This is a genomic window from Pseudomonas triclosanedens, from assembly GCF_026686735.1.
In the GTDB taxonomy this organism is placed as follows: Bacteria; Pseudomonadota; Gammaproteobacteria; order Pseudomonadales; family Pseudomonadaceae; genus Pseudomonas; species Pseudomonas triclosanedens.
In genome coordinates this window covers 1,945,933-1,958,459 of sequence record NZ_CP113432.1, presented here as the reverse complement: position 1 = coordinate 1,958,459, position 12,527 = coordinate 1,945,933, and the positions used below count along the sequence as shown (strand labels likewise).

10 protein-coding genes are annotated in these 12,527 nt (G+C 64.8%); 2 read left to right on the top strand and 8 right to left on the bottom strand.

Annotated features, from left to right (window positions below):
* Positions 1–157: 157 nt before the first annotated feature.
* Positions 158–1,150 carry an ADP-glyceromanno-heptose 6-epimerase gene (gene rfaD / locus OU419_RS09240; protein ID WP_254471866.1) on the bottom strand — a complete coding sequence of 331 codons (993 nt, stop codon included), beginning with the start codon at positions 1,148–1,150 and terminating at the stop codon, positions 158–160.
* Between the two features lie 113 nt (positions 1,151–1,263).
* The gene (locus OU419_RS09235) at positions 1,264–1,548 is read right to left on the bottom strand and encodes a SelT/SelW/SelH family protein (RefSeq protein ID WP_254471865.1); all 285 of its coding nucleotides are present in this window, start codon (positions 1,546–1,548) and stop codon (positions 1,264–1,266) included.
* Between the two features lie 69 nt (positions 1,549–1,617).
* Here OU419_RS09235 and OU419_RS09230 point away from each other — a divergent pair, with 69 nt between their 5' ends.
* Positions 1,618–3,804: a patatin-like phospholipase family protein gene (locus OU419_RS09230; protein ID WP_254471863.1), complete on the top strand. Its 2,187-nt coding sequence runs from the start codon at positions 1,618–1,620 to the stop codon at positions 3,802–3,804.
* A 71-nt stretch (positions 3,805–3,875) separates the two neighbouring features.
* Here the strand turns inward: OU419_RS09230 and OU419_RS09225 are convergent, their stop codons facing one another.
* The 6 genes from OU419_RS09225 to recQ all read right to left on the bottom strand — a co-directional run bounded on the left by OU419_RS09225 (position 3,876) and on the right by recQ (position 11,735).
* Positions 3,876–5,960, bottom strand: a complete 2,085-nt coding sequence (locus tag OU419_RS09225) for a FimV/HubP family polar landmark protein (protein WP_254471862.1) — start codon at positions 5,958–5,960, stop codon at positions 3,876–3,878.
* 295 nt (positions 5,961–6,255) lie between these two features.
* Positions 6,256–6,690, bottom strand: a complete 435-nt coding sequence (gene slyA, locus OU419_RS09220; RefSeq protein ID WP_254471860.1) for a transcriptional regulator SlyA — start codon at positions 6,688–6,690, stop codon at positions 6,256–6,258.
* A 104-nt stretch (positions 6,691–6,794) separates the two neighbouring features.
* The gene (locus OU419_RS09215) at positions 6,795–7,811 is read right to left on the bottom strand and encodes a DUF2804 domain-containing protein (RefSeq protein WP_254471858.1); all 1,017 of its coding nucleotides are present in this window, start codon (positions 7,809–7,811) and stop codon (positions 6,795–6,797) included.
* A gap of 129 nt (positions 7,812–7,940) precedes the next feature.
* The gene (locus OU419_RS09210) at positions 7,941–9,104 is read right to left on the bottom strand and encodes a GGDEF domain-containing protein (RefSeq protein ID WP_254471857.1); all 1,164 of its coding nucleotides are present in this window, start codon (positions 9,102–9,104) and stop codon (positions 7,941–7,943) included.
* Between the two features lie 96 nt (positions 9,105–9,200).
* Entirely contained in the window at positions 9,201–9,566 is a 366-nt protein-coding gene (locus tag OU419_RS09205) for a hypothetical protein (protein ID WP_254471855.1), read from the bottom strand.
* Between the two features lie 24 nt (positions 9,567–9,590).
* Entirely contained in the window at positions 9,591–11,735 is a 2,145-nt protein-coding gene (gene recQ, locus OU419_RS09200; RefSeq protein ID WP_254471853.1) for a DNA helicase RecQ, read from the bottom strand.
* Positions 11,736–11,932: 197 nt separating this feature from the next.
* Between recQ and OU419_RS09195 the strand changes: the two genes are divergently transcribed.
* Positions 11,933–12,520, top strand: coding sequence for a UPF0149 family protein (locus OU419_RS09195; RefSeq protein WP_254471852.1), 588 nt, complete (start codon positions 11,933–11,935; stop codon positions 12,518–12,520).
* Positions 12,521–12,527 lie beyond the last annotated feature (7 nt).

Below are 12,527 nucleotides of genomic sequence, written 5' to 3'. Positions count from 1 at the left end.
GGCGCGAGACCGGAAGCATTCGATCGACACGGCACCCTGCCCACTCATTGCCCTTGCGATCGTTGGCGGGCGGTGCCGATGTGCTGGGTGCAATGATCGCGCGTTCTGCATCGCCTGAGTGTCAGCACTGGGTAAAGACTGGGTAAAACCGGCGGCATCAGTCCTGCTGCAAGAGCCACCGGCAATAGCGCTCGACGCCCTCATCCACGCCCATCATCGGCGCGCGGTAACCTGCCTCGCGGAGGAACTCGATGTCGGCGCAGGTGTAGCACTGGTACTTGCCGCGCAGCTCATCGGGGAACTCGGTGTACTCCAGCAGGCCCAGGCGGATCGCCGCATCCAGCGCCAGCGGTTGCAGGTCCTGCTGGGTGCGCAGGGCATTGATCACCGCAAGCGCCACGTCATTGAACGGCTGCGCGCGACCGCTGCCCAGGTTGAAGATACCGCTTCGTTCGGGATGATCGAGGAAATGCATATTGACCTTCGCCACGTCCTCCACCGACACGAAATCGCGCAGATGGCCGCCTGCGGGGTAGTCGCCGTACTGGCCGAACAGCTTGACCTTGCCGCTCTCGCGGAACTGGTTGAAGCAGTGGAAGGCCACCGACGCCATGCGACCCTTGTGCTGTTCACGCGGACCGTAGACGTTGAAGTAGCGGAAGCCGGCGATCTGGCTGCGCGCAGCAGGCAGCACCTTGCGCACGCGCTGGTCGAAGAGGAACTTGGAGTAGCCGTAGACGTTCAGCGGGCGCTCGCAGGCGCGCGTCTCGCGGAACTCCCGGCCGCCACCGTAGACCGCCGCCGACGAGGCATAGAGGAACGGTACGCCCAGCGACAGGCTGGCATCGAGCAACTGGCAACTGTAGCGATAGTTGTTGTCCATCATGTAGCGGCCATCGCGCTCCATCGTGCTGGAGCACGCGCCCTGGTGGAGCAGCGCACGCACCACGCCGAAGTCGCCACGTGCGTAGCGCTCGATGAAATCGCGCTTGTCGAGGTAATCGCTGATGTCGCAGTCGGCGAGATTGACGAACTTGTCGCCATCGGTCAGATCGTCGACCGCAATGATCTCGGTCTCGCCGCGCTGGTTCAGCGCTTTGACGAGGTTGCTGCCGATAAAGCCGGCAGCGCCTGTGACGATGATGCTCATGGTCAGGCATGCCCTGCGGAGAATGGATGCCATCAGACTACGAGTGGAACGGCCGTACCCCGTTGATATGAAGCAAAGAAGTTAGCCTGCTAACGAAAACATCTTTCGCCGATTCACGAACGGTCGTTATGCCCCAGGTCGCGCAGAGGGTCGATACGGTCACGCACCCTCTGCTTTAGCACCTTGGCCTCCGGGAAGCCGCCGTCGGCCTTGCGCTCCCAGATCTGCTCGCCATCGCAGGTGATCCGGAACACCCCGCCAGTGCCGGGCACCAGGCTGACCTTGCCCAGATCGTCGCCGAAGGTGCTGAGCAGCTCCTGCGCCAGCCAGGCGGCGCGCAGCAGCCACTGGCACTGGGTGCAATAGGTAATGACGATTTCGGCTTTGGTGTGGGGCATGAGTCAGTCTCGGCAGCGGGTCTCGCACCTATAATACCGGCCTGAAGCACCCACCGGACTCCCGCCTCTATGCGACGCCTGCTGTTCGCCCTGCTCCTGCTCCTCCCGCTCGCCACCCAGGCGGCCGCCGCGCCGCCGAAGATCGGCCTGGTTCTGTCCGGCGGCGCCGCCCGTGGCCTGGCGCACATCGGCGTGCTCAAGGCGCTGGACGAACAGGGCATCCACGTCGACGCTATCGCCGGCACCAGTATGGGCGCGGTCATCGGCGGTCTCTACGCCGCCGGCTACACCCCGGACGAACTGGAAAAACTCGCCCTGACGCTGGACTGGAAACAGGCGCTTTCCGACTCCCCGCCACGGGTCGACGTACCGTTCCGGCGCAAACAGGACGACCGCGATTTCCTGGTGAAGCAGAAACTCAGCTTCCGCGACGACGGAACCCTCGGCCTGCCGCTCGGTGCGATCCAGGGGCAGAACCTGTCGATGCTGCTGGAAAGCCTGCTGGTGCATACCAGCGACACCCGCGACTTCGACAAACTGGCCATCCCCTTCCGCGCGGTGGCCACTGATATCGCCACCGGCGAGAAAGTGGTGTTCCGCAAGGGCCACCTGCCCCAGGCGATCCGCGCCAGCATGTCGATCCCGGCGGTGTTCGCCCCGGTCGACGTCGACGGCAAGCTGCTGGTGGACGGCGGCATGGTGGACAATATTCCCGTGGATGTCGCGCGGCAGATGGGCGTTGACGTGGTGATCGTGGTCGACATCGGCAACCCGCTGCTCGACCGCAAGCAACTGACCACCGTGGTCGACATGCTCAACCAGTCCGTCACGCTGATGACCCGCAAGAATTCCGAAGCCCAACTGGCCACCCTGAAGACCAGTGACGTGCTGATCCAGCCGCCGCTAAGCGGCTACAGCTCAACCGACTTCGGCCGCGTGCCGCAACTGATCGACGCCGGCTACCGCGCCGCCACCATCCTCGCGCCACGCCTGGCTACCTTGCGCCAGAGCGAGGATGAACATGCCCTGGCCCTGAACGAAGCGCGCACCCCCGGCGAGCGCCAGCCGGTGATCGACCGCATCGAAGTGGAGAACAACTCCAAGGTCAGCGACGACGTCATCCGCCACTACATTCGCCAGCCGCTGGGCGAGCGTCTCGATCTCGAACGCCTGCAGCGGGACATGAGCACTCTCTACGGCCTCGACTACTTCGACCAGGTGCAATACCGGGTGGTGCACAAGAAGGACGGCAACGCGCTGGTGATCCACGCCTACGGCAAGCGCAGCGGCACCGACTACCTGCGCCTGGGCCTGAACCTCTCCGACGACCTGCGTGGCGACAGCACCTTCAACGTCGGCGCCAGCTACCGCATGAACGGCATCAACCGCCTCGGCGCAGAATGGCTGACACGCCTGCAGATCGGCGACCACCAGGAGCTCTACAGCGAATTCTATCAGCCGCTGGACGTGGGCTCGCGCTACTTCGTCGCGCCCTACCTGTTCAACGAAGCGCAGAACGTCGAAGCCACCGACGATGACGACCCCATCGCCGAGTACCGCCTCGAGCGCTACGGCTACGGCCTCAACCTCGGCCGGCAGATCGCCAACAACGGCGAGATCCGCCTGGGCGTGGCGCAGGCTTACGGCAAAGCTGAAGTACGCGTGGGCGAGCAGGACCTGCCGGACTTCCATTTCAACGAAGGCTACGCGCAACTGCAGTACTCCTTCGACACGATGGACAATGTGGACTTCCCCCGCGAAGGCGAGAACATCCAGACATCCTTCCGCGAGCACACGCCATCGCTGGGCGACGACGATCGCTATCGGCAGTGGGACATTCGCCTGGACAAGGCCCTGAGCAGCGGACCGAACACCTTCGTGCTGGGCGGCGGCTATGGCCGCACCATCGACGACGCCGAAGTAGTGGTGTCGAGCTTCCTGCTCGGCGGCGCCCGGCAACTTTCAGGCTATCGCCAGGACGCGCTGGCGGGGCAGAACTACAGCCTGGGCCGGGTGATCTACTACCGCCGGCTCACCGAGCGCTCGTTCCTGCCGCTGGACTTCCCCTTCTACCTGGGTGGCAGCCTGGAGCGCGGACGGGTGTGGAACAACGACAACAGCTACGACACCGGCTACGTCAACGCTGCCAGCGTGCTGATGGGCTTCGAGACGCCACTGGGGCCGCTGTCGTTCAGCTACGGCCTGAACGACGCCAGCGAGCACGCGGTGTACATCAACCTCGGGCGCAACTTCTAAACGCCGGCTTCGGGACTTCGCGGTATGAAAAAGCCCGGCGCATGGCCGGGCTCTCTCATACCGGGACGGAGTCAGGCAATCAGCGCCAGCAGCTCGCGCGCTTCGGCCTTGGCCTTGGAGTCGCCGTTCTCGATCACCTGCTTGAGGATGCGATAGGCCTCATCCAGGTTGCCACGGTCGATGCAGGCGCGGGCTTCGTCGAGGCTGGCCAGCAGTTCGTCGTGCTCGTGGCCGGAGCTCTCCGGCAGGTCGAACACCAGGTCGTCCTCTTTCGCCTTGCCGAACATGCCGGCGTGCTCGCCGTCCAGGTCCAGCTCGGTGATCTCCGGCAGCTCGTGCAGGTTGCTGCGAAAGTCGGCCGGCATCGGCTGTTCGGCCAGTGCAGCGTTCTTGCTGCGTTGCGGCGCTTCGAAGGGGTTATCGAGGGCGTCCCAGTCCAGGTCCAGAGACATCTCGCTGAGGTTCAGCGCGAAGTCGGGCTGTGTCTCGGGCGCAGCCGGCTTCTCGACTGGCGCCGGGGTATCGCCCAGCTCCAGGTCGTCCCAGTCGGTGAGAGTCTCACTGGTCGGGCCGGACGGTGTGTCTTCCGGACGGACCAGCATCGCCGGATAGCGCGACTTGATCTGGTCGATCTGCTTCTGGTCGCCGCCGATCGCCACCAGCTCGCGCTCCTGCTCATGGAAGCCGGCCACATCGCCAAGTTCCGCCAGCACCAGCAACAGCTTGGAGCGCAGCTCGCGGCGGTTGGGCTCCTGGGCCACGGCCTTGCGCAGCATGTCGCGCGCCTGGCTGAAGCGGCCGTAGGCGATATAGATGTCCGCGCCTTCCAGGCTGTCCGGGCTGGCTGCGGGCAGGCGCGCGACACCGGGCTCCGGCGTAGACACCACCACCGGGCGCGGCGCGGCCAGCGGAACCGCCACGGCGGCCGCGAGCGGCTTGGCCGGGGGCATCGGTTTGCTCGCCGCCAGGCGAACACCAGTGTTCTCCAGCGGTTCTTCAGTGCGCTTGCGGCGCATCAGCAGCAAGCCGACCAGCAATGCGCCGGCGGCGCCAACCGCCAGCCAGGGCCAGAGGCTGAACTGGGTATTCATCGCGTCGCTGGATGGCGTTGCGGGCGCCGCGACAACCGCCGCTGGCTGGCTCGGCGCCGGCTGCCCGGCCTTGGACGCAGCTGGCGTGGCCGTCACGGCAGCGGGTGATTCGGGAGTGGCGGTCGACGCACGGCGCGCCAGTTCAGCCTGCAGGCTCTGCACTTGCTGGTCGCGGTTATCCAGGGCTTTCCGCAGGTTTTCCAACTGGCGCTGCATTTCGTCCATGCGCTGGTTCAATTGATCGCGCTGGGCGTTGGCCTGCGCCAGGTCGTTCTCGACCTGCGCTACCTCTGGCGTGCCGGGAGCCGCCGGGGCAGGCCTTTCCAGCACTGGCGCGGGTGCAGGCGCCGCAGTGACGCCGGCGAGTTGCTGCCCCTGCGGCAGAACCAGCGTCTGGCCAACCTTCAGGCGATGCGGGTCGCCGTTGACGAAAGCTTGCGGGTTGAGCGCCAGCAGGCTGTCCATCAGGGCGGTGCGCGATGCGCCGGTTCCGCTCATCCGCGACGCGATGCTCCACAGCGTGTCGTTGCGCACAGTGGTGTAGCGCCCCTCGCCAGCCGGAATCGGCGGCGCCGACGGAGCGCTGCGAACCGCCGCGGTGCGACGGCCGGATGTGCCACGGTCGACCGCTGGAATACTGGCGGCGACGGAGCTGTGCGCACTGCTGTAGCTCGGTGGATCGAGCAGCACGGTGTATTCGCGCAGCAGGCGACCGTTGGGCCGCTCCACTTCCACCAGGAAATTGAGGTACGGCTCATGTACCGGCTGGGTGGAAACCACCTTGATATAGCTGCGGCCACCACGAATGACCGGAGTGAAGTGCAGGTTCTGCAGGAACATGAAGCGCTCGACTCCCGCCTGCTCGAAAGCCGCGGGGCTCGCCAGGTGGGCGATGAGTTCGTCGGAGGTCATGTCGCCCGTCTGCAACAGGGCGATCTCGGCATCCAGCGGCTGGTTCAGCGCCGAATGCAGCGTGATCTCCCCCAGCCCAAGGGCGTTAGCGTGAGCGGAAACAAACACCGAAAGCGCAGCAAGCGTCAGCGGAATTCTGTTTATTCGAGCCATAACCCCATCCCATTGTCCGGGTCTGCTAGCCGTTCCCTGACCACCCGAAAGCGGCAGGCTTTGCCTGTCCACACACTCAAATCGCCATGCCGGACTGCAGACCGCACGCGCCCCACCACTGCACCTGAAAGGTACAGGCCGATTGATATCACGGATTAGGTGGTGCCGAGGGTTTGGTCAAGACAAATCGTCGAAAAACCGGCGAATGGTTTGGGGTGACCGAGTGAACGGCTGGCGGCTCACGATGAAACCGCCAGAAAAATGGCTATGTTACCGGAAAAACGTGATGAGCTACTCAGTTTCGTTCGAGATTGCCGAGAATCCGGCTGAGGACTTTTTGACAGAGGGCGATCTCATCCTCGGAGATACCGGTGAGCACCTCGTTACGGACGGCAGCGGCGATGCTCTCGATGTCTGCGATCAGCACGTCAGCCTTGGGTGTCAGGGCGATGCGCTTGGCGCGGCGGTCCTCGGCGACCGCCTGGCGGCGAACCAGCCCCTGGGCCTCGAGGCCGTCGAGCAGACGGGCCAGCGTCGGGCCTTCGACACCGACGGATTGCGCCAGCTCGCGCTGGGTGGGGGCGTTGGAGTGGCGTGCCAGGTGCAACAGAACCAGCCAGCGGGCCTGGGACAGCCCGAGGTGGCTCAGGCGGCGATCGAGCTCGGCTCGCCATGCACGCGAAGCCTGGGCCAATTGGGTACCGAAGTAGTGCTTATCGTTATCTGCCATTGTTTCGCGTTTCGGTGGGAGGTGATTCAGCTATGTTGATTTGACTAATTATTAGCCAGCTAATCAAGACCGTACAATGACAGATTGTCGCAGGGTATGACGCATCACCACTTGGCGTACTGATCCTCGACGAAGCCCCAGAGATTCTCGATGCGCACCTCCGGCTGCCCTGCAGGACGCAGTACACCGCTGAAGCGGCCGAATATCTGCTTGAAGTTGCTTGCCAGCACGCCGAGGTTCAGGCGCTCCTGATGCAGGCCGTGGGCCTCGAAGCGCAGCTCGACCTGCCCGTCATACGAGCGGATGGTCCACGGCTGCAACGGATGGTCACGGTCGAACTCGAAGCGCACGGTATCCACTTTCACCAGCCGGCCATCGAGCCAGTAGCAGTTCTCGGTGAAGCTGGTTTCGTTGACCCCGCAGGACAGGTTCAGCCCCACCCGCTTGCCGTGCGCCTCGCCGGACAGACAGGCCCAGTTCCAGAAGGTCTCGCGACGCATGTAGCCCGCCGACCAGTCGTGATGCGCATAGGCATCCAGCGCACGCAGGTCGTAGTCGCCCAGCGCGCTGCGCACCTCACCCCGGCAGTGCACGCCGGCCACCTTGCGCGCATAGACCCAGCCGTTGACCGCCGTCGGCGTGCAGATGCTCATCGGCTCGAACGCCGGCTGCTCCTCGCTGAAGCTCGCGTCGATGCGCGTGCCGTCGTCCAGCTCAACCAGCAAGCGTTTCTCCAGCGGTGTCGAACCATTCTCCAGGCGCAGCAGGTTGCGACCCTGGCGCAGCTCGCAGACGCCATCGTCGGGGTTGGGCGAGAAAGTCGATCCCATGCCCAACGGACACTTGAACTGCCGCTCGATCATGCGCCCGCTCTCGGGGTGATAGAGGTAGACGAAGCCGACCGTCAGCAGGCTGACGTCAGCCAGCGCGCAACCGCCGATGAGCGTCGGGCTGATCAGGCCGAAGTACTGGAACTGGTGGAAGCTGCGCCACTTGCTCAGCGCGCCGAGGCGGCGGCCCATCGGTGAGCGGTAGTCGAAGTCGCGATGATTGATCGTTGCCGGCGTGGTGGAAAAGATGCCGTAGTGGGGTTGGCCGTTGGACTGGATCAGTTGCTGCATGGGCACGCGCTCGGAGGCAAGGTCCGGCGAATCCTAGCACCGCCCCCAGGCGTGCGGCAGTCACTCACGGCGCCACTGCGGGGGACGGAATCGGCCACGGGCAGGCGCTGGCGAGCGAGGTCGCAACGCCTAAGCCACGACCTGGTTGCGCCCGAACGCCTTGGCCTCGTACAGCGCACGGTCGGCGTGCTCGTAGATGCTGCGCAACGGATGTCCGGTCTCGGGCCAGAGGCACGACACGCCGATGGATAGCGTCACCTCCCCTGCCGTCAGCGAGCCTTCGTGAACGATACCCAGCGCCTGCACGGAATGCCGCAACACCTCGGCGCGCTCCTGCGCCTCGCGCTCGCTGGAGCCATACAGCAGCACGGCGAACTCCTCGCCCCCCAGGCGCACGGCCATGTCCAGGGGTCGCCGCGCACAGCCGGCAAGCACCTCGCCAATACGTTGCAGAACGGTGTCGCCCGCCTGGTGCCCATAGCGGTCGTTGTAGGCCTTGAAGTGGTCCACGTCGCACAGCAGCAATGCCAGCCCGACGCTCTCGCGCTGCGCCTGGCGCCACAGGCGCTCCAGTTGACGATTGAAACTGCGGCGGTTGTGCAGGCCGGTCAGGCTGTCGTGTTCGGCCATCACCTTCAGCAGACGGCTGATCAGGAAGTGCTGGCGGGACTTGTACTCCAGCAGGTAGCAACCCACCGCACCGACCAGATTGCCGAACAGCAGGAACACCACGTTGCTTACCAGCTTGGCCAGTGGCAGGCCGGCGTAAAGCTCGAAGCCGATGTATGCCAGCAGCACGATGAAGGCGCTGACTACTGCCTCGGAGAAGCGCAGCCCGACCAGGAAATACGCGGCCATGCTCACCAGCAGCAAGCCCTCGTAGGGGTAGCCTTGATCGACCCGATGGGCGATGCCCGCCACCGCTGCGGCACCGATGCCTATGGCGAGGATGCAGGCCAGGCTCAAGGGCACCAGCAGGCGAATGTGCCGGCGCTGCAGGATCAGCCCGCCACAGATGACCAGCAGCACCAGCACGCCAATGCGCACGCCCAGCATCTGCCAGTGAACAGGGCCGGTGATCAGGAGGAAATCGATGGCGGCAAGCGCCAGCCAGATCAGTACGCCGATACTCAGCGCGATGCGTTTGAGATCGAAGCTGTCTTCCAGCAGGTAGTTGCGGTATTGGGTTTCCAGTTCCCGGGAAAAGCGCAGGCGCCGGAATCCCCTGGAAAGCTGCTCGGCATAGGCATTGGAGCGGACGTCGTCCAGCCAGCTTTGTTGTGACACGTTCACCTCTTCTCGTGGAGGTCTAAGTGCCACCATAGCTGTTCGAGATGCGCGTCACAAGTTTGTCGTTTTGCCCTGTCACGAAAATGACAGGCGAGGCGATCACCAGCGATCGTCACGGGAGTTCCGGTGGCGATCATAGTCGCGATAGTAGTAGTCATCGCAGTAGCTGCGAGACGCGCGGCTGTGATGCTTGCGGCATTCGCGGTAGGCCTTGTCGTCATCGTCGTCGCGGTCCTTGGACAACAGCACCAGCCCCGCCACCAGCGCCACCGCAGCGACACCCATCACTGCCGTCTTGCCGCCTTCGGACAATCCGCCACCACTGGCGCACCCGCTGAGCTGTCCTACGACCAGCAGCCCCGCCACTACCCGCATCCAGCTCGCCATTTCGCACCTGCAAGTGACCGATCCTGCCAGATAGGACTGGCTCGAACGGGCGTCGTTGCTGGCATATTGATATTTCATCTGTAACGCCGTATTTCAGCGCGATCAGACTTCCAGCTCAGCCTGCAGGGCAGCGCGCACACAATGCAGGACACCCAGCGGCACACGGCCTTCGAACAGCTCGGCAATGGCGCTCACCGGCGGCAGCTCGCCGTCTTCATCAAGGAAGGCGTCCTGTACCTCACCGAGCAGTTCCTCGGGGAGGTCGAGCGCCTGTTCCAGGCTCAACTGCTGACGGCCAATGGCTTCGGCGAGCAGGTTGTAGACATTCTTCTCGCTGCAATCGAGCTGGCGGGCGATCTGCGCTGGCGTCATGCCGGCGCGGGCCAGGGTCACCAGTTCGTGGCGCAGATCGGTGACAGGAGCGGGAGCTTCCGGGGCCGCATCGGACTCGGTGAGCACATCGAGGAACGCCTGGCCGTAACGCTCCAGCTTGCGCGCGCCAACGCCGCTGACCTGGGCCATGGCGGTGAGCGTGGCGGGCCGGCTGCGCAGCATTTCCAGCAGCGTGGCGTCGGGGAAGATGACGTAGGGCGGCACCGAGTGTTCCTCGGCCAGCTTGCGCCGCAGGGTGCGCAGGGCTTCCCACATCTCGCGCTCTTCCTGGCGCACCAGTTGGCTGGCGGGGCTGCCGCCGCCGGAGGAAGACGACTTGCTGCGCTGCGGCTTGGGATCGCGGCGCAGGGCCAGCGTTTGCTCGCCGCGCAGCAGCGGGCGGCAGGCCTCGGTCAGGCGCAGGCCGTTGAAGCCGTCGACATCCACATCGGCGAAGCCGCGGGCGACCAACTGGCGGAACAGCGTGCGCCATTCGTCCTCGCCCCGGGACTTGCCGATACCGAACACCGCCAGGTGCTGATGGCCGACGCTGCGCACCTTCTCGGTGTCCTTGCCCAGCAGTATGTCCACCAGGTGGCCGACGCCGTAGCGCTGGCCACTGCGGTAGATGGCCGACAATGCCTGGCGCGCAGGTTCGGTGGCGTCCCAGGTTTCCACGCCGTCGACGCAGATGTCGCAATGGCCGCACGGGTTGGGCATTACCTCGTCGAAGTAGGCCAGCAGCGCCTGGCGGCGGCAGCGGGTTTCCTCGCATAGCGCCAGCATGGCTTCGAGCTTGTGCCGCTCGACGCGCTTGTGCCGCTCGTCACCCTCGGAGTTCTGCATCATCTGCCGCAGCAGCAGGACGTCCTGCAGACCGTAGGCCATCCAGGCATCGGCGGGCAGGCCGTCACGGCCGGCGCGCCCGGTCTCCTGGTAATACGCCTCCAGGCTCTTGGGCAAGTCCAGATGTGCGACGAAGCGTACGTTGGGTTTGTCGATGCCCATGCCGAAGGCGATGGTGGCGACCATGATCAGCCCTTCCTCGTTGAGGAAGCGCTTCTGGTGATGGGCGCGCAGGTCGTTGGACAGCCCGGCGTGGTACGGCAGCGCCGGGAAGCCCTGGCTGGAGAGGAACTCGGCGACCTCCTCGACCTTCTTGCGCGACATGCAGTAGACGATGCCGGCATCGCCACGCCGCTCTGCGAGGAAGCCCAGCAATTGCTTGCGCGGCTGCTCCTTGGGCACGATGCGGTAGAAGATGTTCGGACGGTCGAAGCTTGAGAGGAACTGCTCGGCGTTCTGCAGGTGCAGGCGCTGGATCATCTCCTCGCGGGTGCGCATGTCCGCCGTTGCGGTCAGGGCGATGCGCGGCACGTCGGGGAACAGCTCGGCGAGCTGGCCCAATTGCAGGTATTCGGGGCGGAAGTCGTGGCCCCACTGCGATACGCAGTGCGCCTCGTCGATGGCGAAAAGGCCGATCTGCAGGCGCTGCAGGAACGCCAGCATGCGCGGCTGCACCAGGCGCTCCGGGGCGAGGTAGAGCAGTTTGATCTCGCCACGCAGCAGGCGGTCGGCGATCTCGCGCTGGGCATCGGGGCTGAGCGAGGAGTTCAGCGCCGCCACCGGCACGCCCAGCTCGTCGAGCGTGGCAACCTGGTCCTCCATCAGCGCGATCAATGGCGAAACCACCACCGTCAGGCCGTCGCGCAGCAGCGCCGGCACCTGGAAGCACAGCGACTTGCCGCCGCCAGTGGGCATCAGCACCAGGGCATCGCCGCCGCTGGCCACGCGCTCGATGATCCGCGCCTGATTGCCGCGGAAGGCGTCATAACCGAAAACGTCTTTGAGGATGCGCTGGGCCTGATCGAGCATGTGGGACTCCGAATGAAGCCGCGCATTATACGCAAGCCGTCCGGCCGCAGCCGGCACCTTGTCCGGGAAACTGTGGAAAAATCCGTCACATGCGTCCGAATCCCGCGTCGGCACAGGCTGCGCGGGCATTTCGCTTTTGCCGCGGGGCCGCGGAAAGACTACAATTCGGCACCGATCACCTCCGAGGTAGTACCCGAATGTCCTTCGCCGACCAACTGTCCCGCCTGCAAGCCTTTCTCGATGCCGATGACCTGCACGAGGAAGCCTTGGACTACCTGGCGGCACACGGTTATCTGACCGCCCTGGCGATCTGCCCGGAGGAAGTGCCGGATCGCGAGTGGATCGATGCCCTGTTCGCCGAACCGCCGCACTATCGCAGCGAGGAAGAACGCACCGAGATCGAGAACACCCTTGTGCAACTCAAGGCGCACATCACCCGCCTGCTGGCCAGCGACGAGGAACTGGAGCTGCCCTGCGAGCCCTACCTGGGTGACGAGCCGGACGACTCCGACATCCGCGGCTGGTGCATCGGCTTCATGGAGGGCGTGTTCCTGCGTGAAGCGGTATGGTTCGAACAGGCCGAGGAAGAAGTCAGCGAGCTGTTGCTGCCGATCATGGTCGGCTCCGGCCTCTTCGACGAGCAGCCTGAATTCGACGAAATCGCCCGCGACCGCCAGTTGGTGGACGACATGGTCGCGCAGATTCCCGAACTGCTGACCAACCTGTTCCTGCTGTGCCAGGCCCCGGAAGAGAAACCAGCGCTCCTGAAACCGCGCACTCACTAATCGCTCG